General features: G+C 61.8%; 27 protein-coding genes. 3 read left to right on the forward strand and 24 right to left on the reverse strand.

Annotated features, from left to right (window positions below; all coding sequences use genetic code 11):
* Positions 1–14: 14 nt before the first annotated feature.
* The 23 genes from folE2 to ACYVL5_RS01125 form a co-directional block, all read right to left on the reverse strand.
* A complete protein-coding gene (folE2, locus tag ACYVL5_RS01015; RefSeq protein WP_460593683.1) occupies positions 15–872 on the reverse strand; it encodes a GTP cyclohydrolase FolE2 in 858 nt (285 codons plus the stop codon).
* 110 nt (positions 873–982) lie between these two features.
* Complete coding sequence (queC, locus tag ACYVL5_RS01020; RefSeq protein ID WP_460593684.1) at positions 983–1,660, reverse strand: 7-cyano-7-deazaguanine synthase; 678 nt, start codon at positions 1,658–1,660, stop codon at positions 983–985.
* A gap of 242 nt (positions 1,661–1,902) precedes the next feature.
* Entirely contained in the window at positions 1,903–3,660 is a 1,758-nt protein-coding gene (gene rpoD / locus ACYVL5_RS01025) for an RNA polymerase sigma factor RpoD (protein ID WP_460593685.1), read from the reverse strand.
* Between the two features lie 42 nt (positions 3,661–3,702).
* The gene (gene dnaG, locus ACYVL5_RS01030) at positions 3,703–5,463 is read right to left on the reverse strand and encodes a DNA primase (RefSeq protein ID WP_460593686.1); all 1,761 of its coding nucleotides are present in this window, start codon (positions 5,461–5,463) and stop codon (positions 3,703–3,705) included.
* An 11-nt stretch (positions 5,464–5,474) separates the two neighbouring features.
* The gene (locus tag ACYVL5_RS01035) at positions 5,475–5,993 is read right to left on the reverse strand and encodes a CvpA family protein (protein ID WP_460593687.1); all 519 of its coding nucleotides are present in this window, start codon (positions 5,991–5,993) and stop codon (positions 5,475–5,477) included.
* Positions 5,994–6,106: 113 nt separating this feature from the next.
* Positions 6,107–6,550: a GatB/YqeY domain-containing protein gene (locus tag ACYVL5_RS01040; protein WP_460593688.1), complete on the reverse strand. Its 444-nt coding sequence runs from the start codon at positions 6,548–6,550 to the stop codon at positions 6,107–6,109.
* A 9-nt stretch (positions 6,551–6,559) separates the two neighbouring features.
* A complete protein-coding gene (gene rpsU / locus ACYVL5_RS01045; protein ID WP_011940832.1) occupies positions 6,560–6,757 on the reverse strand; it encodes a 30S ribosomal protein S21 in 198 nt (65 codons plus the stop codon).
* Positions 6,758–6,886: 129 nt separating this feature from the next.
* Positions 6,887–7,216 (reverse strand): phosphoribosyl-ATP pyrophosphatase, encoded by a 330-nt coding sequence (locus tag ACYVL5_RS01050; protein ID WP_460593689.1) that lies wholly within the window; start codon positions 7,214–7,216, stop codon positions 6,887–6,889.
* A 147-nt stretch (positions 7,217–7,363) separates the two neighbouring features.
* On the reverse strand, positions 7,364–8,122 hold the full coding sequence (gene hisF, locus ACYVL5_RS01055; RefSeq protein ID WP_250677745.1) for an imidazole glycerol phosphate synthase subunit HisF: 759 nt from the start codon (positions 8,120–8,122) through the stop codon (positions 7,364–7,366).
* A gap of 167 nt (positions 8,123–8,289) precedes the next feature.
* Complete coding sequence (gene hisA, locus ACYVL5_RS01060) at positions 8,290–9,018, reverse strand: 1-(5-phosphoribosyl)-5-[(5-phosphoribosylamino)methylideneamino] imidazole-4-carboxamide isomerase (protein ID WP_460593690.1); 729 nt, start codon at positions 9,016–9,018, stop codon at positions 8,290–8,292.
* Positions 9,019–9,048: 30 nt separating this feature from the next.
* Positions 9,049–9,672, reverse strand: a complete 624-nt coding sequence (gene hisH / locus ACYVL5_RS01065) for an imidazole glycerol phosphate synthase subunit HisH (RefSeq protein WP_460593691.1) — start codon at positions 9,670–9,672, stop codon at positions 9,049–9,051.
* Positions 9,673–9,860: 188 nt separating this feature from the next.
* Positions 9,861–10,448 (reverse strand): imidazoleglycerol-phosphate dehydratase, encoded by a 588-nt coding sequence (gene hisB / locus ACYVL5_RS01070; RefSeq protein ID WP_460593692.1) that lies wholly within the window; start codon positions 10,446–10,448, stop codon positions 9,861–9,863.
* Between the two features lie 47 nt (positions 10,449–10,495).
* Positions 10,496–11,785 carry a histidinol dehydrogenase gene (hisD, locus tag ACYVL5_RS01075; protein WP_460593693.1) on the reverse strand — a complete coding sequence of 430 codons (1,290 nt, stop codon included), beginning with the start codon at positions 11,783–11,785 and terminating at the stop codon, positions 10,496–10,498.
* A gap of 27 nt (positions 11,786–11,812) precedes the next feature.
* Positions 11,813–12,271, reverse strand: coding sequence for a hypothetical protein (locus ACYVL5_RS01080; protein ID WP_460593694.1), 459 nt, complete (start codon positions 12,269–12,271; stop codon positions 11,813–11,815).
* A 9-nt stretch (positions 12,272–12,280) separates the two neighbouring features.
* Positions 12,281–12,919 carry an ATP phosphoribosyltransferase gene (gene hisG / locus ACYVL5_RS01085; RefSeq protein WP_460593695.1) on the reverse strand — a complete coding sequence of 213 codons (639 nt, stop codon included), beginning with the start codon at positions 12,917–12,919 and terminating at the stop codon, positions 12,281–12,283.
* Between the two features lie 201 nt (positions 12,920–13,120).
* Complete coding sequence (gene murA / locus ACYVL5_RS01090; protein ID WP_460593696.1) at positions 13,121–14,386, reverse strand: UDP-N-acetylglucosamine 1-carboxyvinyltransferase; 1,266 nt, start codon at positions 14,384–14,386, stop codon at positions 13,121–13,123.
* Between the two features lie 156 nt (positions 14,387–14,542).
* Positions 14,543–15,406 (reverse strand): N5-glutamine methyltransferase family protein, encoded by an 864-nt coding sequence (prmC, locus tag ACYVL5_RS01095; RefSeq protein WP_460593697.1) that lies wholly within the window; start codon positions 15,404–15,406, stop codon positions 14,543–14,545.
* 133 nt (positions 15,407–15,539) lie between these two features.
* The gene (gene prfA / locus ACYVL5_RS01100; RefSeq protein ID WP_460593698.1) at positions 15,540–16,613 is read right to left on the reverse strand and encodes a peptide chain release factor 1; all 1,074 of its coding nucleotides are present in this window, start codon (positions 16,611–16,613) and stop codon (positions 15,540–15,542) included.
* Between the two features lie 22 nt (positions 16,614–16,635).
* Entirely contained in the window at positions 16,636–17,544 is a 909-nt protein-coding gene (locus ACYVL5_RS01105; RefSeq protein WP_460593699.1) for a DUF1385 domain-containing protein, read from the reverse strand.
* Positions 17,545–17,685: 141 nt separating this feature from the next.
* Positions 17,686–18,375, reverse strand: a complete 690-nt coding sequence (gene thyX, locus ACYVL5_RS01110; RefSeq protein ID WP_460593700.1) for an FAD-dependent thymidylate synthase — start codon at positions 18,373–18,375, stop codon at positions 17,686–17,688.
* 100 nt (positions 18,376–18,475) lie between these two features.
* Positions 18,476–18,691: a 50S ribosomal protein L31 gene (rpmE, locus tag ACYVL5_RS01115; RefSeq protein WP_460593701.1), complete on the reverse strand. Its 216-nt coding sequence runs from the start codon at positions 18,689–18,691 to the stop codon at positions 18,476–18,478.
* A 103-nt stretch (positions 18,692–18,794) separates the two neighbouring features.
* On the reverse strand, positions 18,795–20,042 hold the full coding sequence (gene rho / locus ACYVL5_RS01120; RefSeq protein ID WP_460593702.1) for a transcription termination factor Rho: 1,248 nt from the start codon (positions 20,040–20,042) through the stop codon (positions 18,795–18,797).
* A gap of 435 nt (positions 20,043–20,477) precedes the next feature.
* A complete protein-coding gene (locus ACYVL5_RS01125; protein WP_460593703.1) occupies positions 20,478–20,924 on the reverse strand; it encodes a peptide chain release factor family protein in 447 nt (148 codons plus the stop codon).
* 136 nt (positions 20,925–21,060) lie between these two features.
* Between ACYVL5_RS01125 and ACYVL5_RS01130 the strand changes: the two genes are divergently transcribed.
* On the forward strand, positions 21,061–21,915 hold the full coding sequence (locus ACYVL5_RS01130; RefSeq protein ID WP_460593704.1) for a metallophosphoesterase: 855 nt from the start codon (positions 21,061–21,063) through the stop codon (positions 21,913–21,915).
* Here the strand turns inward: ACYVL5_RS01130 and ACYVL5_RS01135 are convergent.
* Positions 21,869–22,207 carry a hypothetical protein gene (locus tag ACYVL5_RS01135; RefSeq protein WP_460593705.1) on the reverse strand — a complete coding sequence of 113 codons (339 nt, stop codon included), beginning with the start codon at positions 22,205–22,207 and terminating at the stop codon, positions 21,869–21,871. The genes ACYVL5_RS01130 and ACYVL5_RS01135 overlap by 47 nt on opposite strands.
* A 138-nt stretch (positions 22,208–22,345) precedes the next feature.
* Between ACYVL5_RS01135 and ACYVL5_RS01140 the strand changes: the two genes are divergently transcribed.
* A complete protein-coding gene (locus tag ACYVL5_RS01140) occupies positions 22,346–23,269 on the forward strand; it encodes an EamA family transporter (protein WP_460593706.1) in 924 nt (307 codons plus the stop codon).
* A 300-nt stretch (positions 23,270–23,569) separates the two neighbouring features.
* Positions 23,570–25,384 carry a tetratricopeptide repeat protein gene (locus ACYVL5_RS01145; RefSeq protein WP_460593707.1) on the forward strand — a complete coding sequence of 605 codons (1,815 nt, stop codon included), beginning with the start codon at positions 23,570–23,572 and terminating at the stop codon, positions 25,382–25,384.
* Positions 25,385–25,431 lie beyond the last annotated feature (47 nt).

Genomic DNA, 25,431 nt, shown 5'->3' on the forward strand with positions numbered 1-25,431 from the left:
CTGACTAGAAGCTCTTAATTCCCCTTGGAGCGCTCGATGGCGGCGTAGGCGGAGTGCTTGTGGATGGATTCGAAGTTCTCGGCCTCGACCGAAAACCACGTGATATTTTCGAGAGATAGCAGGCTGACGGTCGCCTCGCGCACCATGTCTTCCACGAAGCGCGGGTTCTCGTAGGCGCGCTCGGTGACGAACTTCTCGTCCTCACGTTTCAACAGCGAATATACAGGTGAGGAACCGCACCCTTCGATGAGTTCGATGAGATCCTCGATCCAGATGAAATCGTTGTAGCGGATCTGCACCGTCATCACGGAGCGCTGGTTGTGGGCGCCGTAGCGGGAGAGTTCCTTGCTGCAGGGGCAAAGCGAGGTGACCGGGACCTTGACGCCGAGCACGAAGTCGAAGGTGTCGGAGAGGGAGGCGCTGAAGGTGCAGGTGTACTCCATCAGGCTCTTCGCTCCCGACACCGGCGCCTTCTTCTCGATGAAGTAGGGGAACTCCATCTCGAGGTGAGCGCAGGAGGCGCCGAGTTTCTCCTTCATCTTGGCCAGGATGGTCTCCATCTTGTCGAGGGCGATCTGCTCACGGTAGGCGTTGAGGATCTCGACGAAGCGGCTCATGTGGGTCCCCTTGAAGTGGTGGGGAAGATCCACGTACATGTTGATCCTGGCCACGGTGCTCTGGTAGGAGTGATTCTTGTCCATCACCACGATCGGGTAGGAGATGTCCTTCACACCGACCTTGCTGATGGGAATATTCCTGGTGTCCCGGGAAAGCTGCACGTCGGTGAGCGGCTTGGTGGCTGCTTTGGCGGAGGCTTCAGTGGCTTTGGCTGCCTGAACTTCGCTGTTTTGCCCTGCTTTATCTTTTTCCATAGACATTATCTGACTCGTTTGTGCGCCCCTTGTGGGAAGGAGAGGCCAATGGTTCCCTCCCCTTCAAGGGGAGGGTCAGGGTTAGGATGGGGAGGCGTGCCGTTTCGACGCTACCTCTTCACGTACCTTACCGGGTCGCTCACCCCTGCCTCGGCGAACCCCTTCAGCCGCAGGCGGCAGGAGTCGCACAGCCCGCAGGAGGAGCCGTCCTCGGCGGGATCGTAGCAGGAGTGGGTCAGCCCGTAGTCGACTCCCAGGGAAAGCCCCCTCTTGATGATCTCGGCCTTGGTCAGGCTGATGAGCGGCGTGTGGATCTTGATCTTTTCCCCTTCGACGCCGGCCTTGGTGGCCAGGTTGGCCATGGTCTGGAAGGCGGCGATGAATTCCGGGCGGCAGTCGGGATAACCGGAGTAGTCCAGGGCGTTCACGCCGATGAAGATATCGTAGGCCCCGAGGGTCTCGGCGTACCCGAGCGCGAAGGAGAGAAAGATCGTGTTGCGGGCCGGGACGTAGGTCACCGGGATGTCGTCCCCCACACCGTCCTTGGGGACATCGATGTCGGCAGTGAGGGCGCTGCCGCCCATCTTGCGGAGATCGAACTCGACCAGCAGGTGATCGGCCGCCCCCAGGGGGCGGGCGTTACGCTTGGCCACCTCCATCTCGTAGCTGTGGCGCTGCCCGTAGGCGAAGCTGATGGCATACGGATCGAACCCTTCGGCCTTGGCGATGGCCAGGCAGGTGGTGGAATCCAAACCTCCGCTGTACAAAACGACTGCTTTTTTCTTCATTGGTTACCTCGCAGATCTAACATCACCCCATCCTCACCCTGCCCCCCCTTGAAGGGGAGGGAACCGGACCCTACAATGTTGCCGGTTCCGGCACCCGCAGAATGCCGGGCCGAGCGTCCCCCCCTTGTCAAAGGGGGGACAGGGGGGATTTGCCTTGCTTTCGGAAATCCATGGGAACCTTTTGCGTTGAGTCCGCCCCTAAAAAAAGAAGGCCGCCCCGTTATCCGGTGCGGCCCTGTGGGCTATTCCACGAAGCTCTTGAGCTTCTTGGCCCGGCTCGGGTGGCGCAGCTTCCTGAGCGCCTTGGCCTCGATCTGCCTGATGCGCTCGCGGGTCACCTCGAAGTCCTGACCGACCTCCTCGAGGGTGTGATCGCTCTTCTCGCCGATACCGAAACGCATCCTGAGGACTTTCTCCTCACGCGGGGTGAGGGTGGAGAGGACCCGGGAGGTCTGCTCGGAGAGGTTGGCCTTGATGACCGCCTCCAGCGGCGAGACGACCCCCTTGTCCTCGATGAAATCCCCCAGGTGGGAATCTTCTTCCTCGCCGATCGGGGTCTCGAGGGAGATCGGCTCCTTGGCGATCTTGAGGACCTTTCTTACCTTGTCGAGCGGCAGCGCCATCCGCTCGGCGATCTCCTCGGGAGAGGGCTCGCGGCCGATCTCCTGCACCAGCTGGCGGCTGGTACGGATCAGCTTGTTGATGGTCTCGATCATGTGAACCGGGATCCTGATGGTGCGGGCCTGGTCCGCGATGGCGCGGGTGATGGCCTGGCGGATCCACCAGGTGGCGTAGGTCGAGAACTTGTAACCGCGCTGGTACTCGAACTTGTCGACCGCCTTCATGAGGCCGATGTTCCCTTCCTGGATCAGGTCGAGGAACTGGAGGCCGCGGTTGGTGTACTTCTTGGCGATGGAGACCACCAGTCGGAGGTTGGCCTCGACCAGCTCGCTCTTGGCCAGCTTGGCCTTGCGCTCCCCTTCCTCGATGGCGAGGAGGGCGTTGGAGAGTTCGCTCGCCTTGAAGCCGGACTCCTGCTCGATCTTCTGAAGCTTCTTCTCGATGGCGCGGTAGCGCTTCTCGAGTTTCTGGGCGTCCTCGCAGTTCATCTTGAGCTTCTTGCTGCACTCGCCGTCGGTGGCGCCCTTGAGAGCGTCGAGGGCGGAGAGGAAGGCTTCCTTTTCGGTCCCGCTCTCCTGCTCGAGCTCGGAATTCTCCTGCATGACCAGGTCCACCTTGCAGGAAAGTTCCTTCAGGCGCTGGGAGATCTTCTCGATGTGGCGGTCCTTGAGGCGCAGGGACTTCAGGAGGTCGGCCATCTGCACCTTGAGATCGGCGTGCTCGGCCTGCAGGGCTTCACGCTCCTTGGCGGAGGCATTCTTCTCCGGCTCCAGCGCGGCCTGGATCTCCTCCATCCGCTGATCGAACTCCTTGATGCCGTCGATGATGCCGAGCACCCGCAGGGCCTGCAGATCCTCCTCGCCCTCTTCGAGGACCTCTTCCTCGACGTCCTTGGAGATCTCGATGGCTCCGATCTGCTGCTTCCGGAGCCGCTCGCCCAGCGAGATCACTTCTTTGACGGTGATGGGGGTGTTGAGGATGACGCTTGCCACGTCACGCTCACCAACCTCGATCCGCTTGGCGATCTCGACCTCACCCTCGCGGGTCAGCAGGGAAACGGAGCCCATCTCGCGGAGGTACATGCGGACGGGGTCGCTGGTGCGGCCGAGGGTACCGGGCTCGAACTCGACTTCGTCCTGCTCCCCTTCGTGCTCCTCCTCTTCCTCGAGGTCCATCTTGATCTTGGGGATCTTCACCTTCTGGGCGGAGTCCACGATCTCGATGTCCATATCGCCAAACATGCTCATCACGTCGTCGATCTGGTCGGACGACACCATGTCCGGGGGGAGGAGGTCGTTCACTTCCTCATAGGTGAGGAACCCCTTTTCCTTCCCGAGGTCGATGAGCTGCTTCACTTCGTCCATGCTTTTTTTGGCCATTAAACACACTCCGCTAACCGCTTATCTCTTCAATGGATAATTCTACAGTAGTTTAGATTTTTTATTTCGCAACATATCCAGCTCGGCGAGGATCTCCAGGTAACGCGGAGAATCGGGATCCACGGTCGCCAGTTCCCTGGCTAACTCCTTGGTTCCCTTGAGCGCCCTGCGCTCCAACGCCATGCGGCACTGCTCGAATGCCTTGATGGGATCCATGTCCTCGAGGTGGGCATCCTCGACGAACAACGCGAGGAGCCGGGCCCGCTCCTCTGGCGGCTCCAGCTCTTGTAAAAGCTCGGTGACGTCCAGCTCGCCCCCTTCGCTTCTCGCCAAAATTCCCTGGGCCACCGGCAGGTGGGCGGGCCCGAACAGCTTCTCCACGCCATGCTCACGAACCTGCCCGACCACCTCCGGGTATTTCACCATCAGGGTCAACAGCACGTCCTCGGTCTTGGATACCGTGGACCGGGGCGCGTGCTGCGGGCGGGGTGCCGGCTTGAGGTCGGCTGCCGTCGCCCCACCTTTCTTACGGAGCATGGACGGTGTCAATCCCGGCACCGCCCGGCAGATCTCCCTTTCGTACAGGTCCCGCTCGACCGGGTCGGCGATCTTGGCCAGCCGGGGCGCGACCTCGTTGACGAAGGCGACCTTCCCCTCCACGGTGGCGATATCGATCCTTTTCGCGAGGCCGCGGTAGAAGAACTCGAAGATCGGCGGCGCCTTCTCCAGAAAGGGCGCGAACGCCTCGCCACCTTCCCGGTTAATGAAGGTGTCGGGGTCGTCCCCCTGGGGCATCTCCACCACCCGGGCCGGAAAGCTCTCCTCGAGGAAAAGCTCCAGCGACCTCTCGGTGGCCTTCCTCCCCGCCTCGTCGCCGTCAAAGAGCATGTAGACTCTTTCGGCGTAGCGCCTGATGACCTTGAGATGCTGGGGGGTCAGCGCCGTGCCGCAGGTGGCGAGCACGTTGGTGTAGCCGGCGCGGTAGAGGGCCAGGTGGTCGAAATACCCCTCCACGATGATCGCGCTGCCGCGCTCCCGCATCCCCTTCTTCGCCAGGTCAAGGCCGAAGAGCACCTCGCTCTTGCGGTAGATGAGCGACTCGGGGGAGTTGATGTACTTGGGGAGCGAGTCGTCCATCACCCGCCCGCCGAACCCGATCGGGTCACCGTGGAGATCGGCGATGGTGAAGAGGAGCCGGTTGCGGAAGGTGTCGTAGTACCCTCCGCCGTCCCGCTTCCTCAAAAGTCCGAGCTTTTCGGCCTGCTCCGGGGCGATTCCTTTTCGCTGGAGGAACTTGGCCAGGTTGTCCCACCCCGCCGGGGCGAACCCCATCCGGTAGGTGGCGGCGGTGTCCTTGTCCACCAGGCGGCGCTGCAGGTAGCTTCTCCCTGCGGCCCCGGCTTCGTCGGTCTCCAGCACGCGGCGGTAGAACTCGCAGGCGAGCTGGTTTACCCGGTACAACTGCTCCTTCTCGTCGACCTTGCGCTTCTCCTCGCGGGTGAGGGGGCGCTCCGGGATCTCGACTCCCACCCGCTTGGCCAGGAACTTGACCGCCTCGGGAAAGCTCAGCGACTCGATCCGCATGATGAAGTCGACCGAGTTTCCTCCCACGCCGCAGCCGAAGCAGTGGAAGATCCCCCTGGCGGGGTTGACGTTGAAAGAGCCGGTCTTCTCCCCGTGGAAGGGACAGATTCCCTGGTAATTGGCACCGGACTTCCGCAGGCTCATGTAGTCGGAGACGACCTCCAGGATCGGAGCCCTCTCACGTACTTCCCTGACCTTGTCCTCCGGTATCATCGACACGTTGTAGACCCTTACTTGGCCCGCACCCCTTCCGCCGGTGCCGGCTCCTTGTGAAGCGACCGGTCCCAACCCGCCGCGATGTCGGCCCCCGTGGTGGCGAAGGCCTGCGCGGTCTTCGAGGCCGCAATCGATTTCCTGATCTTCTCCGGTACCGGCTGCAGGGTCCCCAGGTAGAGGATCACGCAGAGAATGAACGCCCCTTCCAGGAACCCGAAGAGAATCCCACCCACGCGGTTGATGCCTCCGAGCAGCATGATCTTGAAGATGACGGTTAGCAGGTGTCCGAGGAGATAGAAAAGGAGGCCGAACAGCAGGAAGACGAGGAGAAACGCCAGCGGCTGTGCGACTTTCTGTGGGAGGTTGATAAAGTGTCTCAGGCCGATGCTGAGGGTTGAGTAGTATCTGAATGCGGCCCAGCCGCCGATGACGAAGCCGAGGAGAGAGCAGGCTTCCCTGATGAGACCTTTCGAGAATCCCTTTGCTACAAAAAAGAGCAATATAACCCAGATCAGGATATCGAGAAGGATCATGCAAACACCCGGTCGGCTGACACAAAGCAAAAGAGGGGCAAATCGCTAGATCAGCCCCCACCCATGACTCAAGAAACCCGCATCGTCCCCGGGAGTGACCCGGGGACGATGTTTCACGCGAGTTTTTCCTTCACAATTTCGCTAACCAGCTTCCCGTCCGCACGGCCGGAAACGTGGGGCATCAAGGCCTTCATGACCTTGCCCATGTCCTTGCCTCCGGAGGCGGAAGTCTCGGTAATTGCCTTCACTACCAGAGACTCCAGTTCTTCCCGTGTCAGCTGCTGGGGAAGGAAGGTCAGCATGAGGTTCAGCTCCGCCTCTTCCTTATCCACCAGCTCCTGTCTGCCTGCTTCCTTAAAGAGCTTGATGGATTCCCTGCGCTGCTTGCAGAGGGTCGCAATGGTTTCGGTGATCTCCGCGTCATTGAGCTCACGGCGGACCTCGATGTCGCGGTTCTTCACCGCCGAGAGTACCATCCGAATGGCAGAAAGCTTGGCCGCGTCGCGGCTTTTCATCGCTTCCTTCATCTCGGTCTGAAGTTTCTCCCGAAGCTGCATATATCCCTCTTAGTCAACCATCTTCCGCTGTTTCTTCAGCGCGCGCTTGCGAGCAGCGATGGCTTTTTTCTTTTTCTTGATACTGGGCTTCTCGTAGTGCTCTCTTTTGCGGACTTCAGAAAGAATCCCCGCTTTTTCGCACTGTTTTTTGAACTTTTTAAGAGCAAGTTCAAACGGCTCAGCTTCTTTTACCTTTACTCCCGGCATCCATATTCCCCCCCCTTCTGTTTCTAGATTTACTACTTTCGTGGGTAGATCCGGCCGGCAGACATTCGTCAAGGAACAAGCACTATATCAAAACCGCAAGGAGTGTCAAGATATTTCTCAGAGTTAATACTAGCCCACCCGGGAGTTTTTCTCCTCGATGCCGGAGATCCCGAACCGGCGGCGGAGTTCCGCGTACACCTCTTCGGGGTCGATATCGTAGAAGCCGAGGAGGACCAGGTTGTGGAAGATGAGGTCGGCGGTCTCGTAGACGATCTCTTCCCGCTTGCCGCCTTTGCCGGCGATGACCACCTCGGTCGCTTCCTCGCCGAGCTTCTTGAGGATCTTGTCGATCCCTTTGGCCATCAGGCTCGCGGTGTAGGAATTCTCGGAGGGGTTGGACTTACGCTCCTGGATGACGCGGTAGACCGCGGCGATGATGTCGTTATTCTGCTGGTCCATCGTTAACTCCTGGAAACCAAAATCTATAGAACGCGGATGACGCGGATTGAGCGGATTTACGCGGATAAACCTTAATGACTTCAGGGGAAAAGCGAACCTCGAGCACAGGCAAAACAACGCCCCCCCGTTAGAAGCCACCCCTTAACACTAAAGCCGGACGGCGACGCCGCGGTCGCGGAGATATTCCTTCGCTTCCTGGATGGTGTGTTCGCGGTAGTGGAAGATGGAGGCGGCCAGACAGGCGCTGGCGCCGGCAGCGGTGAAGCCGTCGTAGAGATGGGAGAGCCCGCCGACCCCGCCGGAGGCGATGACCGGGATGCTCACGGCGTCGACCACCGCGCGGGTGAGGGGAAGGTCGTAGCCGTCCTTGGTGCCGTCGCGGTCCATGCTGGTCAAAAGGATTTCGCCCGCCCCCATGGCCTCCATCCGGCAGGCCCACTCGATGACGTCGAGCCCGGTCGGACGCCGGCCGCCGTGGGTATAGACTTCCCAACCGCCGCCTTCGCGGCTGCGGGCGTCGATGGCTACCACGGTGCACTGGGAGCCGAACTTCTCGGCCGCCTCGTTGACGAACTCGGGACGATTGACGGCGGCGGTGTTGATGGATACCTTGTCGGCCCCGGCGTTCAAAAGCCGCCTGATATCCTCGACCACGCGGACCCCCCCGCCCACGGTGAGAGGCATGAAGACGCGCTCGGCGGTACGGCGGACGACGTCGATGATGATGTCGCGCTCGTCCGAGGAGGCGGTGATATCGAGGAAGGTCAGCTCGTCCGCCCCCTGGCTGTCGTAAAGCTCCGCGATCTCGACCGGATCGCCGGCGTCGCGCAGGCCGAGGAACTGAACACCTTTTACAACACGTCCACCCTTCACATCGAGGCAGGGAATAATTCTCTTAGTAAGCACTGTGATCTCCGTTCCTACCCACCAGCAAAGATGGGTTCAGCCGGTTTTAGGAGTAGGTCGCGTTGAGGTACGAAACGCGACGTTTCCAGCAGTCAAAGTGATCGTTGCGCTTCACGATGAAGCTGTTCAACGCAACCTACGCCCTTTGACATAGATGCAAAAGGAAGTTACCCGCGCTTGGTGAGTGCGATGGCCTCGGCGAGCTTGATGGCTCCCGAATAGATGGCCTTGCCGGTGATGACGCCGGTGACCCCGGAGGCCTCGATGGCCATCAGGTTCTCGATGTCCTTCAGCGATGAGAGCCCGCCGGAGGCGATGACCGGGATGCTGATGGCCTCGGCGAGCGCCTTGGTGGCCTGGATGTTCGGACCCTGCATCATGCCGTCGCGGCTGATGTCGGTGTAGATGATGGCGCAGACGCCGTACCCTTCGAACTTCTTGGCCAGCTCGGTGGCGGTGACGCCGGTTACTTCGGCCCACCCCTGGACCGCGACCATGCCGTCCTTGGCGTCGATGCCGACCACGATCTTGCCGGGGAACTTGGCGCAGGCTTCCTTCACGAATTCCGGGTTCCTCTGGGCGGCGGTGCCGATGATGACACGGCCGATACCGAGGGAGAGGTAGGCTTCGACGGTCTGGATGTCCCTGATGCCGCCACCCAGCTGGGTCGGGATGGTGACCGACTTGACGATGGACTCGATGGCGGAGCGGTTCTTGGGCTCGCCGGCGAAGGCGCCGTCCAGGTCAACGATGTGAAGAAGCTCGCCACCCTGGCGCTGCCATTCGGCTGCCTGGGCACCGGGGTTGTCGTTGAACACCGTGTCGCGGTCCATGAGTCCCTGCTCCAAGCGGACGCAGCAGCCGTTCTTCAGATCAATTGCGGGTATGACGATCATTTCAGCTCCAGAGGCATTGAATTGATTTTCTTACTTCATGGTGGCGAAGTTCTTCAGCATCGCCAAGCCCTTCTCTTGGGACTTCTCCGGGTGGAACTGGGTTGCCACCACGTTGTCCTTCCAGATGGAGGAGCAGAAGTCGATCCCGTACCGGGTTGTGGATGCCACGACGCTGTCGTCCTCCGGCTTCACGTAATACGAGTGCACGAAGTAGACGTTGGAGCCGTCGGCGATGCCGGCGAAAACGGGGGACTCCTTCTTCACGGCAATCTGGTTCCACCCCATGTGCGGGACCTTGAGATCCTCGCCGGCCTCCTCCATCCCTTCCGGGAAGCGGTGCACTTTGCCGGGGATGATGTTGAGTCCCTTGTGGATGCCGAACTCCTCGCTTTCGGTGAAGAGGAGCTGGAGGCCGAGACAGATGCCAAGGAACGGCTTGCCCGCCTGGATCACCTGGAAGATGGGGTCGATGAAGCCCCCCTCTTCCAGGTTGCGGATGCAGTCGCGGAAGGCGCCCACGCCGGGGAGCACCACGCGCTCGGCGTCGAGGAGCACCTTCGGATCGGATGTCACCACGGCCTCGAAGCCGACTTTTTCGAAGCCCTTCTGCACGGAGCGGAGATTGCCCATGCCATAGTCGATAATCGCAATCATTGGTTATGGTCCTTATCAGTGTTGCAAGCCGTCCCTGGTCGTCGGAGTCGGACAGGGGGACAGGCACCTGGTGGAGCCAGTCCCCTTACCCCATCCTCACCCTGTCCCTCTCCTTGAAGGGGAGGGGACCTCGGTAGACATCTTCGCTGGGAGCAGCACGGGCCTTAGCGGCTTGCCGTCGTCGGTTGCTAGAGTTTCCCCTTGGTCGACATCACGCCTTCGATGCGGGGATCAAGCTGGGTAGCCTGGTCCAGTGCACGGGCGGCCGCCTTGAAGCAGGCCTCGATGATGTGGTGCACGTTGCTGCCGTAGGAGAGGTTCACGTGGAGATTGGCGCCGCAGTGGTTGACGAATCCCTGGAAGAATTCGCAGACCAACTCGACGTCGAAGTCGCCCAACTTGACCTTCGGCAGGGGGACGTTGTAGACCAGGTACGGCCGCCCGGAAAGGTCGGTCGTCACGTTGGCCAGCGTCTCGTCCATCGGGACCACGGCATGACCGTAGCGGCGGATGCCGCTCTTGTCCCCCAACGCTTCCTTGAAGGCGGTGCCGAGGACGATGCCGATATCCTCGACGGTGTGATGGAAGTCGATATCGATGTCGCCGTGGGCCTCGACCTTCAGGTCGAACAGGCCGTGACGGGCGAACAGGTCCAGCATGTGATCCAGGAACGGAACGGAGGTGCAGATCTGCGACATGCCCTTGCCGTCGATTTCCAGGGAGAGCTTGATTTGGGTTTCCTTGGTGATCCGCTCGATGGTTGCCGATCTTGCCATGACGCCTCCTCCTTGATTATTCACTCCACAACATAGAATGGGCCCGCTTAGTCGAGGCGGACGCTGACGGATTTGCCGTGGGCCTCGAGACCTTCCAGCTCCGCGATCCTGACGATCTCCCTGCCGAGTCGCTGGATCCCCCCCTTGGTGAAGTGGACGATGGAGCTCTTTTTGACGAAGTCGTCCACCGAAAGGGGCGAGAAGAAGCGGGCGGTGCCGCCGGTCGGGAGGGTGTGGTTGGGGCCGGCCAGGTAGTCGCCGGCTGCTTCCGGGGTGTAGTGCCCCATGAAGATCGCGCCAGCATTGGTGATGAGCGGCAGGATCTCGAAGGGGTTCTCCACCGCCAGTTCCAGGTGCTCAGGCGCGATGCGGTTGGAGAAGGCGATGGCTTCTTCGAGGCTGCCGGCGGCGATGATGACGCCGAATGACTCCCAGGATTTGCGGGCGATCTTCTCGCGGGAGAGCTGTTTCAGCTGGCGCTCGACCTCGGCGGCCACCTTCTCCCCGAAGGAGCGGTCGGTGGTGATCAGTACCGAAGAGGCGAGCTCGTCATGCTCTGCCTGGGAAAGGAGGTCGGCGGCGATGTGGGTGGGATTGCCGGTGCCGTCGTTGATGACGAGGATCTCGCTCGGGCCGGCGATCATGTCGATACCGACCTGGCCGAAAACCAGTTTTTTGGCGGTCGCGACGTAGATGTTGCCCGGGCCGGTGATCTTGTCCACGCGGGGGACGGTCGCCGTGCCGTACGCGAGGGCGGCAACTGCCTGGGCGCCGCCGATCTTGAAGACGCGATCGACGCCGGAGAGTTTGGCGGCTACCATGACGTGGGCGTTCAACTCGCCGCCCGGTGCCGGAACCACCATGATGATCTCGCCGACACCGGCGACCTTGGCCGGCACCGCGTTCATGATGACGCTTGAGGGATAGCAGGCTTTGCCGCCGGGGACGTAGATGCCAACCTTGGCGAGCGGAGTCACCTTCTGGCCAAGCATGATGTCCGGCTCCTCGGTGGATATCCAGGTCTGCTGCTTCTGCTTCTCGTGGAAGCGCCCCACGCGCTCTACCGCGAGCTTCAGGGCGGAAAGGTCAGCCTCATCCAGCTCGGCAAAGGCCTTGTCGAATTCGGCGGCCGTGACTTCGAGACCGGAAGCAGCCTCGCACTCGAGCCGGTCGAAACGCTTGGTGTAATCCAAGAGCGCCTCGTCCCCGCGCTTGCGCACGTCCGCGATGATGCCGAGGACGACTTCCTCGACCTCGCGCCCCGACTCCTCCCCACGCTCGACGATGGCATCGAACTTCGCCTGAAAATCCGCTTCCTTAATATCAAGAAATTGCATATCAACCTCGATCTGTGGCAGCTTCAGTTACTCCGCGGAAGGTTCCAACTGCTTTTCAAGGACTTCCAACCTACTCTCCAGGTTGGCTATTTGGTCCTTCAAATCTTTCACATCTTTAGAAAGTCCACTATGTTTGCTGGCCCCCGATAGCACCGCGTTCTCGATGTGGTCAAGGCGGATCTCGATCATGCTTACACGCTTCTCAATCTGATCGAGGCGACTGTCCACCTGATCAAGGCGGGAGTCCATCCGATCGAGGCGACTATCCATCCTATCAAGACGATTCTCGATCCTGTCGAGACGAGCGTTCATCGCCACCTTCTCGTCTTCCAGGCGCCCCAGCCGATGATAGATACCGTCAAGGTGCCCATTCATCTCAGTGAAACGCTGGTCGTGCTCGACCTGCTTCTGGCGGAGACTGTCAAACTCAGGCTTCAGGATCTTCTGGTAAAAATCCAGCAAGGCATCGGCGATCGGTTTGTCCATGACAGCCCCTTAGATGTGCTGCTCCAATCCTTCGATGATCTTGGAGATCCGGTCGTGCTTGGTCTTGAGGCTGGCGCGGTTCACGATCAGGCGGCAGGTGATCTCGGCGATGTGCTCCACCTCGACCAGGCCGTTTTGCTTCAGGGTCTCGCCGGTGGAGACGAGGTCGACGATCCTTTCGGACAGCCCGACTAGCGGGGCCAACTCGATGGAGCCGTAGAGCTTGATGATCTCCACCTGGATCCCCTTGGAGGCGAAGTACTTCTCGGTCACGTTGGGATACTTGGTGGCGATCCTGATGTTGTTCCAGGCGGCCGGGTCGTCCTTGTGGGAGAGCTCGACGGGCTCGGCAACCATCAGGCGGCAGTAGCCGAACTTGAGATCGAGCGGCTCGTAGAGATCCTTCTCGGCTTCCATGAGGGTGTCCTTGCCGACGATGCCGAGATCGGCGCAGCCGTACTCGACGTAGGTAGGAACGTCGGTGGCGCGGACGATCATGTAGCGCATCTTCTGCTCTTCGTTCACGAAGACGAGCTTGCGGGTATCGGAGAGGAGCTCCTCGCAGTCGATGCCGATCTTTTTAAAGAGGGCGACGGAATCCTGGAGTATCCGCCCCTTCGGTATGGCAATGGTAACGTAATCAGTCATTTCAAATACCTCTTCAAAAAGGGCTTTCCTCTTAGGGACAGAGGAGATTTTCCAACGGGAACAGCCGCGCCTTACGTTCCCCCCTTTGCGACGTGTCCGCTGAAGCCTTGGCGAAGGCGGAAGGGGGGACAGGGGGGATTTCGCCTTCCGCTTTTACCTGCTAGGGGGACTGGCACCTGGCGGAGCCAGTCCCCTCCCCCGTTACACCTGGTTGTTGTCCACCACCCGCTGGATGTCGGCGCCCAGGCCGGCGAGCTTCTTCTCGATCGACTCGTAGCCGCGATCGAGATGGTAGATGCGGGAAATCTCGCTGGTGTTGTCGGCGGCCAGCGCGGCCAGGATCAGCGAGGCGGAGGCGCGGAGGTCGGTTGCCATGACCGGTGCGCCGGACAGCTTTTTGACACCCTTCACCGTGGCGCTGTTCCCCTCGATGGTGATATCGGCCCCGAAGCGCAAGAGCTCGGAGACGTGCATGAAACGGTTCTCGAAGATGTTCTCCGAGATGACGCTGGCCCCTTCGGCAAGGCACATGAGCGCCATGAACTGCGCCTGCATGTCGGTCGGGAAGCCCGGGTACGGGCGGGTCTTGATGTTCACGCTTTTGAGCTTCTTCGGCCCTTTGACCCGGACCACGCCGTCCTTGTTGGTGATCTCGACGCCCACGTCCTGGAGCTTGAAGGTCAGGGCGTCCAGATGCTCGAGGCGCATGTTGTGGATCTTGATGTCGCCGCCGGTGATGGCGGAGGCGATCATGAAGGTCCCGGCCTCGATGCGGTCCGGCATGACGGTGTGGCTGGTCGCGGACAATTCGTCGACCCCCTGGATCCGGATGGTGTCGGTACCGGCCCCGTCGATCTTGGCGCCCATTTTGGTAAGGATCTCGGCGAGGTCGACGATCTCCGGCTCGCGGGCGGCGTTTTCGAGGATGGTCTCACCCTTGGCGGTGGCGGCGGCCATCAGCAGCTGCTCGGTGCCGCCGACGGTGGAGATGTCGAAGTTGATCCGGGCCCCCTTGAGACGCTTGGCCTTGGCCTCGACGTAGCCGTGCTCCAGGGTGATGTCGGCGCCCAGCGCGGCAAGCCCCTTCAGGTGGAGGTTGATCGGACGGGCACCGATGGCGCATCCGCCCGGAAGGGAGACGCGGGCCTGGCCGAAACGGGCGAGGAGCGGTCCGAGCACCAGCACGGAGGCGCGCATGGTGCGGACGAGATCGTAGGTCGCCTCGAAGCTGTTGAGGTTGGTGGTGTCGATCTTGACGATGTTGCCACGCCCCTCCACCGTCGCGCCCAACTGCTCGAGCACCTTGATGGTGGTGTTGATGTCCCTCAGGAAGGGGACGTTGCTGATTTCGGTGCAGCCGGGAGCGAGAATGGTGGAGATGAATATCGGAAGGGCAGCATTCTTGGAACCGCTGACGGTTACCTCGCCGGAGAGCTTCTTACCGCCGTGAATGACCAGTTTGTCCACTAGTACCTCTTTTTTTTCTTGAGTGCCCGCCTCAGCCAAATCTTCCTCTCCTTCAAGGAGAGGGTCGGGGTGAGGATGGGGATTGAATCCGCAAGACGCCCCATCCTCATCCTGTCCTTCTCATTGAAGGAGAAGGGACGAAAAGGGGGTACTGAATTAATTTTTTGCCAGCCGACCGCCCACTACCCGCTCGATGCCGGCGGGATCGGTCTGGGTGAAGGTCTCCTCGGTGAAACCGTGATGCCTGAGCAGCCCCAACACCTGCGTGGCTTGCCCCGCTCCCACCTCGAAGAGCAGCCAGCCTCCCGGATTGAGGTGCCCCGAGGCCTGCGAGGTGATGGCGCGGTAGAAGTCGAGGCCATCGGCACCGCCATCCAGGGCACCGACCGGCTCGTAGCCACGGACCTCCTGCTGGAGGCCGGCGATGTCACCTGCCGGAATGTACGGCGGGTTGGAGACGATCATGTCGAATTCCCGACCGGCGACCGGCTCGAAGAGAGATCCCTCGAAAAAGATCACCCGCGCCTCGTGTCTCTCGGCGTTGCCGCGGGCCACCTCGATGGCTTCGGGCGAAACGTCGACGGTGGAGACCTCCACCTCGGGAAGTGCCTTGGCCAGGGCGATGGCTACGCAACCGCTGCCGGTCCCGATATCGAGGATGCTCTTGAGCAGGCTCGCCCGCTTGATCGCCTCGGTGACCAGCACCTCGGTGTCGTGCCGGGGGATCAGCACCGCCGGGGTGACCCGGTAGTCGAGCCCCATGAACTCCTGGGTTCCGAGGATGTACTGCAGCGGCTCGCGCTTGCCGCGCCGGGCCACCAGTCCCCGGTAGGAGGCGAGCTCGGCGTCGGTGAGCGGCTTGTCGAAATTGAGATAGAGCCCCACGCGGTCAAGGGAGAGGGCCTCGCAGAGCATCCACTCCGCCTCCAGCCTCGGGTTTTCCACCCCCTTTTCGGCCAGATACCCCTTGGTCCAGTTGAGGACCTTGAGGACGTCCCATTTTTCGGGCTGGTTGGTCATAGAAAAGGCCTTACTCCCATCGACGCATCTCCCCCTTCAGAAGCTACCCTCACCCGGCCACCGGCCAACCTCTCCCCTGAAGGGGCGAGGGCATATCCCCGGCGGAGGGTGGAGGGGATGGGGGAGGGACGCGCTACATCCCTTCGCTCTGGGCCTGGAGGGCCTCCATCTGGTAGTGGGTCCTCAGCGAGTCGGTGATCTCGGCGATGTCCCCGGCCATGATGGCATCGAGACGGTAGAGGGTGAGGCCGATCCGGTGATCGGTCATCCTCCCCTGCGGGAAGTTGTAAGTCCGGATACGCTCGCTGCGGTCCCCGCTCCCCACCTGGCTCTTACGGTCGGCGGCCATCTTGGCGTTCTGCTCCATCTGGATGGAGTCGAGGATCCGCGACTTGAGGACCTTCATTGCCTTCGCGCGGTTCTTGATCTGGCTACGCTCTTCCTGGCAGGCGACCACGGTACCGGTCGGGATGTGGGTGATCCTGACCGCGGAGTCGGTGGTATTGACGTGCTGCCCCCCCGCGCCCGAGGAGCGGTAGACGTCGATCTTCAGGTCGGTGGGGTTGATGTCGATGTCGATGTCCTCGGCTTCGGGAAGCACGGCGACGGTGCAGGCGGAGGTGTGGATGCGCCCCTGGGCCTCGGTCTCCGGGACGCGCTGGACACGATGGGTGCCGGACTCGTACTTCAGCTTGGCGAAGACGCCGGCGCCTTCGATGAGGGCCACCACCTCCTTGAAGCCCCCCTTCTCCGCTTCGGAGGCGGAGATGATCTCGACACGCCAGCGGTTGGTCTCGGCGTAGCGGGTGTACATGCGGAAAAGATCGCCGGCGAAAAGGGCGGACTCGTCCCCGCCGGTGCCGGCGCGGATCTCCAGGACGACGCTCTTGTCGTCGTTGGGGTCCTTGGGGAGAAGGAGCACCTTGATCTCGGCGTCGAGCTCTGCGCGGCGCTTCTCGAGGGTCTCGAGCTCGGCCTCCGCCATCTCGCGCATCTCCTGGTCCGGTTCCTTCATGAGCTCGCGGTTGTCCTCGATGTCGGAGAGGAGCTTCTTGTACTCACGGTAGGCGGCGACCAGTTCGGAAAGGCCCGAATGCTCCTTGGAGAGGCGCCTGAACTCGGTCTGGTTCGCCAACACCTCGGGATCTGCGAGGAGCGACTCCAGTTCCTCATAACGTCTTTCCAGTTCGGCTATCTTTTCAAACATTTATGAACCTCAGGGGGATTATTTAGACGACCAGGCGGTCATCCTTGTGGCCGCCGTTGATATCCAGGGCCACCTGCATGGACTTGATGGCCACCTCTATCTGGCTGTCGTCCGGTTCGCGGGTGGTCAGCCGCTGCAAGGCGAGCCCCGGGGCGATCAGCATCCGCACGAAGGGGTTGTTCTCACGCTTGGCGGTCCACTTGAGGACCTCGTAGGAAAGCCCGGCGATCATGGGAAGCAGGACGATCCTCGCGCCCGCCTTGAAGTAGAAGGGCCAGGGCTTGGGGATCAGCGAGAAGACCAGGATGCTCACCAGCATGACGATGAGGAGGAAACTGGTGCCGCAGCGGGGGTGCAGGCAGCTGTATTTCTTCACGTTTTCCACGGTCAGCTCCTCGCCGGCCTCGAAGGTGAAGATCGACTTGTGCTCCGCCCCGTGGTACTGGAAGACCCGCTGGATGTCCTTCATCCGGGAGATGGAGATGATGTAGATGAGAAAGACCGCCACCCTGATCACGCCGTCGACCAGGTTGAAAACGATGTTGGAGCCGCCGATCACCGGGACCATCAACTTGGTGAGGTAGAGCGGCATGATGAAGAAAAGGAGGATGCCGAACCCGAAGGCAAACGCCATGGTGCCGCCGATGGCCCACCCGGAGAGTTCTTCCTTTTTCCCCTCTTCCTCGGAGAGCGCCTCGTTGGCGGAGAAGTTAAGCGCCTTGATACCGGTGATGAGCGAGGCGAAAAGGGCCACGGCCCCCCGGACGATGGGGAGCTTGGTGATGGGGAAACGCTCGGAGAGCGGGATGACGGTCTCGCTTTTGACCGAGATCTCGCCGTCCGGCCGCCTGACCGCGATGGCCAGCGAGCGGGGCGCCCGCATCATGACCCCTTCCAAAACCGCCTGTCCACCGATGTTGATCTTGCTCATTTTTACCTCATGTGAAGCGCCGCCATCATCGGGAGGCCCTTCGGGTCCTGCTGCCTGCGCAAATCCCCCGACAAGTCGAGGGCAACTTCTATTTCCCCTCTCTCCTGAAGGGGCGAGGGGAGCGTCCGACGAGAGGGACGTCTAGAGCTTCTTGAAGAACTCCCGGACTTCCTTCTGTTTCCCGCAGCACATGCTCCCCTCCGGGCAGGGGCCGGCGAGGCAGCCGGGGCCGGCCTGGCCGAAGATGGTGGGAGCCACCGGCCTCACCAGCCTGAGCATCTCGATCGCCATGCCCCGGATCTCCCACTGCGCGCGCTCGCAGCAGCGGACGCCGAAGAAGTGCAAAAGCTCGCGGGCGTTCATGGTGACCAGTATCTTGGTCTCGGTCGCGTTGGGAAGGAGATAGCGGGCGTCCTCGGCCGGCACTCCCGCCTCCACCAGCTCGGCGTAGGCCGCGTGCAGCGCCGCCACCTGCGCCTCGAAACGGGCGAGGTGTTCCGGATTCTCCGCGATGGACGGGGGAGTGACCACGCCGAAGCGCTCGGTGTGGGAGACATAGCGCTGGGACTGCTGGGAGTAGGAGGCCACCCGGTGGCGCACCAGTTGGTGGCTGGTCACCCGCGAGATCCCTTCGATCCCGAAGGTGAAGGAGGCGTGTTCCAGCACGGACTGATGCCCGAGCGACATGATCTTGTCGAGGAAGTTCTTGATGTCGGCGCCGGTGAGTTTTTCCTTGAGGGCGCCAATGTCGATTTTGGAATAGCAGAGCCGGGCGGCCAAGGCGACGGTGAGCTCGGGCTCGGGGGTGTGTTGAAGAAGGGCAACCTTCATGAAGATCCTTCAAAAGCCAGCGGGCGGCATAGAGAAAACGAAATAAGGGGATTTCGCCAAAGACAAAATCCCCTCACCGGATCCGCAAAAGCGAGAACCTCTATTCCGTCGGCTTGGCCGCGATGTTGTACCGCTTACGGAAACGCTCGACGCGACCCGCGGTATCCATCAGCTTCTGCTTGCCGGTGTAGAACGGATGGCACTGCGAGCAAACCTCGGTGTTGATCTCGGCCTTGGTGGAGCGGGTCTGGAACTGGTTGCCGCACAGGCACTTGACGGTGATGTCGTTGTACTTCGGATGGATCTCAGCCTTCATATCTTCCTCCTCGCGGGGCGAACCCCGGTAACTTTTCATGATTGATCGCCGGAAAGTATTCACACATAACATCTTCGGTGGAAACTTTCAAGCTCTTTTTCACCTACTTGCTCATGGAGTCCAGGAACTCCTGATTGCTCTTGGTCCCGCCCAGTTTTGAGATCAGGAACTCCATGGAGTCCACCACGTTCATCGGGTGGAGCACCTTTCTGAGGATCCAGATCCTGTTGAGCGACGCCTTGTCGATCAGGAGCTCCTCCTTCCTGGTCCCCGACTTGTTGATGTCGATGGCCGGGAAGGTTCTCTTCTCGACCAGCTTGCGGTCGAGGTGGAGTTCCATGTTGCCGGTACCCTTGAACTCCTCGAAGATCACCTCGTCCATCTTACTGCCGGTATCGATGAGCGCGGTAGCGATGATGGTGAGCGAGCCACCCTCCTCGATGTTGCGGGCGGCGCCGAAGAAGCGCTTGGGCTTGTGCAGCGCGTTGGAGTCGACACCACCGGAGAGGATCTTGCCGGAGGGAGGGATGACGGTGTTGTAGGCGCGGGCCAGACGGGTGATGGAGTCGAGCAGGATGACGACGTCGCGCTTGTGCTCGACCAGGCGCTTGGCCTTCTCGATGACCATCTCGGCCACCTGGATGTGACGGGAAGCCGGCTCGTCGAAGGTGGAGGAGACCACCTCGCCCTTGACCGAGCGCTGCATGTCGGTAACCTCCTCCGGGCGCTCGTCGATCAAAAGGACGATCAGGAAGACCTCGGGGTGGTTCTCGGCGATGGAGTTGGCGATGTTCTGGATGAGCATCGTCTTGCCGGTACGCGGCGGAGCGACGATGAGCCCCCTCTGCCCCTTGCCGATCGGCGCGATGAGCTCCATCACGCGGGTCGACATGTTGTCGGGAGCGGTCTCCAGCTTGAGCTTCTCTTCCGGGTAGAGCGGGGTGAGGTTGTCGAAGAGGATCTTGTCCCGGGCCACCTCGGGAGACTCGTGGTTGACGGTCTCGACCTTTAAGAGGGCGAAGTAGCGCTCCCCCTCTTTCGGGGGGCGGATCTGGCCTGCCACCGTGTCACCGGTGTGCAGGTTGAAGCGGCGGATCTGGGAGGGGGAGACGTAGATGTCGTCGGGACCCGGAAGGTAGTTGTAATCCGGAGCCCTAAGGAACCCGAAGCCGTCCGGCAACGTCTCAAGCACGCCTTCACCGAAGATCATGCCGTTCTTCTCGGTCTGGGCATTGAGGATGGCGAAGATGAGGTCCTGCTTGCGCAGACTCGACGCCCCCTCTATGTTGAGACCCTTGGCGATTGCCGTGAGATCGTTGATCTTTTTCTCTTTGAGTTCCTGTAGGTTCATCTGTTCTCCTGGGATGGCGCAACTCTCCATCGGATCGGGGATGTCGGGTTGCCTGTCGCTGGCTTGCGGGGATATGTACGATATGAGAGCGGCATGGTCACATGCGTGGACTGCCTAATATGAAAACGCGGCTGATGAGTATGTGTGAAGTAAGTGTAACCTTGAGGTGTCGTTACCGGTACCGGTAGTGAGAGTGTATGAGGTAGTGTAAGGATCGAAGCAAGGTCTTATTGAGGATAATGTAAATTTATACCCTCCACCTCATTAGGTTGTCAACTTTTTTTTGGCCCGCTAAATTTCCCGCTCCGCGGGAAAAAGCACCCCCGGGAGCTCGTCTCCGGCTGTTCGGAAAAATGCCGAGATACCGCCGGTCTAACCTCTCCCCTCCCCCTAAGCATATTCCTTGCCAACCAGCTGAGCCAAGGAGGGGCTCGGCTACTCCCTTTCATCTCCCCCGACCGGCGCCATCGTCTCTTCTCCGCCCGTCCCCATCTCTTCTCCCCCGGCCGGTTCCCCTGAAGATCCGCCCTGGACGTACTTCGAGCTCGCCCGCCTCTTCCGCCGCGCCTTCTGCCGCCGCAACTTCTCGGCCGCCAGGTCCTTGCCGGTCGGCTTCCCGGAGAGCCCCTCCAGCTTCTCCAGCAGGTAGCGCCTGGCCAGAAACCGGTTGAGCGACTGGCTGCGGGACTCCATGCACTTCACCTCGGTACCGGTCGCGAGATGCTTGAGATAGACACAGGAAGAGCTTTTGTTGACGTGCTGCCCGCCCCTCCCGGAGGCGTGGACGAAACGCTCCTCGAGGTCGCTCTCCTTGACGCCCAACTGCTCCATCTTGGCCTTAAGCCACCGGTTCTTTTCCTCGCTGACCGCGAAATCCGCCATCGGACGCTCCTTTCGAAAATCCGCGTCATAATACCGACAGCCGGCGTCGAAGTCAAAGATATGGCGTGAACCATCCGCCACCCGCTCGGGCGCCGGGCCGCATGTTATAATTTTTTCATTCCGGAGGATTTCCAAGATGATGCTACTTTCACGACGGGCATTTCTGATGGGCGGACTGGCGGCGGTCCCCTATCTCTACCTGGAAAAGGAATCCGTGAGGATCCGCAGGTACCTGGTCCCGGTCCAGGACCTCCCCCGCGCCTTCGAAGGCTTCACCATCCTGCACCTGAGCGATCTGCACGACAAGGAGTACGGCCCGGAGGGGGAGCACCTGCTGGCCCTTATCCAACGGGAACGCTTCGACATGGTGGCCATGACCGGCGACCTGGTGGTCGGCACCGCGCCGTCGCTTAAACCGGCGCTGGAGCTGGTGGCGGGGATCAGGAGGTTTTTCGACGGCCCCATCTTCTCGGTACCGGGAAACCACGACTGGCGGCTCGACCGGGCCGAGGAGTTCAACGAGCGGCTGCGCCAGGCGGGAGCCAAGGTGATACCCAACCAGACCGCGGTGCTCGAAAAGGGAGACGCACGGCTCCAGGTGGTGGGGATCGACGACCCGGTCACCCGCCGGGCCCGGCTGGCGGCGGCCATGGATGACACCGACGGGGAAAGCCCGGTGGTGCTCCTCTCCCACTCGCCCCACCCGTTCCCGCTGGCGGCCAAACTCGGGATCGATCTCATGCTCTGCGGCCATACCCACGGCGGCCAGCTCCGCATCCCGATCCTGGGAGCCGCCTTCGTCCCGGCCATGGGATTCTTCCCCCCTTGGGACCTGGGCGTATTCCGCAAGGGAAAGAGCACCCTGATCGTGAGCGGGGGACTGGGGGAGAGCGGTATCCCGCTGAGGATCAACATCCGCCCGGAGTTCACCCTGGCCACGCTGGTCAACCGCCTTCCGGAAGCCCCTTCAGGCTGGGACGCAACAGGATGAGCCGCTCACTCTCACCGGTCACGCGCGCCGGCTCCTCCCCCGCCTTGTCCCTGCACTCCTTCATGAGCACGCCATAGATATCGCGTCCGGTCACCGGATCGAAGCCGTAACCGATCTCCTCCACCTGGCAGAGCCCGGCCAGCCGGTGAACGATCATCCTCACCGCGGCGTCGTGCTCCGCGCCAAGCCCCTCTCCCACCGCCTCCTCGGCCGCCTCCACCAGCGACCGCGCGATGGCGCAGACGTTTCTCGCCCCTTCCATGATGCCCACTGCGTTCCGGTGGCGTTTCATGGCCACACCTCCGTAACCTTCGAAACTAAGGACGTGGAACATGTCAATTAGGCCCCCTTTTCCCCCATATTCAACCGCTCCCGCCCTTTTCCCCCTTGCGCGCCTGCGTGCGGCCGCCACCTGCGCTATGCTTTCGTCATGATTCCGCTTTGGCTGTCATTGACGCTCATCTCCGCCTTCACGCTCGCTACCAGCGACGCCCTCACCAAGAAGGCGCTCGCCGGCCACAACGAGTACCTGGTCACCTGGCTGAGGATCCTCCCCGCCGCCCCGCTCTTCCTGATCCCGCTCCCGTTCATTCCCATCCCTCCCCTGGGCGGGGAATTCTACCTCTGCCTCCTGCTCGGCCTCCCGCTGGAGGCCGCGGCGCTCTTTCTCTACAGTAAGGCGCTGAAACTCTCCCCCCTGAACCTCACTCTTCCGCTCCTATCCCTCACCCCGCTGCTCCTTTTGATCCTCCCGTCGCTGCTCCTCGGCGAAAAGCTCACCGCCCCGGGGGCGGCCGGGGTGGTTCTCATCGCACTCGGGAGCTACCTGCTTAATGCCGGACGGTCCTCCCTCACCCGGCCTTCGGCCACCCTCGCCCCGAGGGAGAGGGCGTCCATGGCCAACGGGGGCGTACTGGCGCCACTGAGGGCGCTCTTCAGCGAAAAGGGGTCGCTCTGCATGATTGCCGTCGCGCTGATCTACAGCGTCACCTCGGTGATCGGCAAGCGCGCCATCGCCCTCTCCTCCCCCCTCTTCTTCGCCGCCATCTATTTTCCGCTCCTCGTGCTCTGCACCGCGCCGCTCGCCCTGTACAAGGGGAAAAGGGAGCTGGCAGCCCTCTCCACCAACGGGGTGCTTACCGCGTCGCTGCTGCCGGCGCTCTTTTACACCATCCAGATCCTCTCCCACATCTACGCCATCACCCTCACCAACGTCGCCTACATGATCGCCGTGAAACGGTTGAGCCTGCTGTTCGGGGTCCTCTACGGCCGTTACCTCTTCGGGGAGCGCGGCGGAATCATCGCGAGCCTCCTCATGCTGGCCGGAGTCTTCCTCATCACCTGCGGTCAGTGACCGTGTCGGCTTTTTGACCACGACACCCGCGCCGCCTCGCCTCCCCTGCCCTCCGCCATTTGTCAGGGGTCATCTCCTCCACCGCAAAGCCGCGCTGGGCAAGCCTTCGGGGGCCCGCCGGGGGACCATGCCAGGGACGGCACCGGCCATCGCAGGCGCCACTGGCATAGCAGTTGCTTAATCATCGTGGGTACCGCCTCATCCTGCCTTGTCCCCTCGTTGAGAGAGAGGCAGGGGCGGAAAATTGACATTTCGATGACCCTGCAAATTAAAAACTCACCCAGAACGGAGAACGAACTTATGAGCCTGCCTGAAGTCAACCGCGGCGGAGCAGCCGTAACCGAAGCAGAGGATCGTCCCCTCGTCACCGCCATCGTGGTCACCCGCAACCAGGAGTCGCAGGTCAGGGAGTGCCTGGCGGGCCTCCTGGAGCAGACGATCGCCCGGAGCATGGAGGTTATCGTGGTGGACCAGGGGTCGGATCAGTCCGAGACCGCCATCGTCACCGACCTCCAGCGCAGGTTCGGCAACATCGTCTCCCTGAGGATACCGTACCGGGCGGGCGCCTACGCCGGTGTCAACCTGGCAGTCAAGATCGCCTCCGGCCGCTTCATCACCCTGCTCAACGTGGCCGACCGGATGAGGAGCGAGGCCTACCAGCTCCTCTCCGCCACCCTTGGCCAGCACCCCGAGGCGATGCTGGCCTTCGGCAACACCTGCCTGACGACCATCCCGCACCAGAGCTTCGCCCAGCATGTCAGCGCCGGGAGCCGCAGCTGGCAGGGTAAGGACCCGGTCGCGCTGCTTCGCGCCGGCGAGGTCCCCAACCATGCCATGTGGCGCCGCGAGCTTCACTACACCATCGGCTGCATCGGCGAGGGGGACGGGGCGATGGGTGCCTTCCTCCAGAAGTGCGCCGAACGTTTCAGCGTGGTGCACCTGCCGGAATTCACCGGGCTGACCATGGTGGCGCAGGGAGGCGAGGCCCCGGCCAAAGGCGCCGCGCTCGCCCCGGCGATGGCGAGCGAGCCCTTCGGCATGTCTCAGCCCCTCAGCATGTCCCAGCCGATGGCCAGCCAGCCCACCAGCATTCCCCAGCCGATGGCGAGCCAGCCGGTCAGCGCTCCCCAGCCGATGGCGCCACCGGCCGCGGAATCGGCCGACGAGGCGTTCGCCCGTCTTCAGCCGGTCGTCAACGGGGAAGACCGGGAGCAGGCGGTACGGGCGCTGGAAACGCACATCGCCAGACACCCCGGCCACGCCACCGCCCATAACGATCTGGCCGCCCTCCACTATCTCACCGGCAACAAGGAAGCCGCCCTGCTCCACTACCGGAGAGCGGTCGAGCTCTCCCCCCGCGACATGACCTTCCGGAAGAACCTGGCCGACATGCTCTTCGTGGAGGAGGGACAGACCGACGAGGCGATCGCCATCTACCTCGAACTTCTCAAAGACGACCCGCGGGACGTGGAGACCCTTTTGAACCTCGGCATCATCAGCCAGGTGGTCGGCCAGCCCAACGAGGCGGAGACCTTCTACCAGAGGGCGCTGGAGATCGAGCCGTGGAACCAGACGGTGCGCGAGCGGCTGACCGAGCTCCGGGCCGAGCAGGAGAACGCTCCCGAAGCCGGAGCCGATGATGACGACGAGCCCGCCGAGGATCGTTACGAAAACGTTCAGCACATGGTCGCGGAAGGGAAGCTGGACGAGGCCACCGAGGAGTTGGAGAAGATCCTGGTCGTCCATCCCAACTTTGCCCCGGCCCATAACGACCTTGCGGTCCTCTGCTACGAGAGGGGGGACAAGGAGGAGGCTCTCGCCCACTACGAAAGGGCGGCCGCCCTGGTCCCGGCCAACGGGACCTTCCAGAAGAACCTTGCCGACTTCTACTTCGTCGAGGGGCGCAACGTGGACGGCGCCATCGCCATCTACCTGGACCAGCTGCAAAAGGAGCCCAAGAACGTCGACACCCTGATGTGCCTCGGCAAGATCTGCACGCTGCTTGACCGCCCGCAGGAGGCGGAGACCTTCTACGGCAAGGTCACCCAGCTCGAGCCCTGGAACCAGGCCGCCCGCGAGTGCCTGAGCAACCTCAAGCGCTGCGCCAACGCTTGAGAAGGTTGGGTTTGAAGGGGAGGGAACGCGAGGCCGGCCCGGGCGTA

The sequence above is a fragment of the Geomonas sp. Red276 genome, assembly GCF_054784495.1.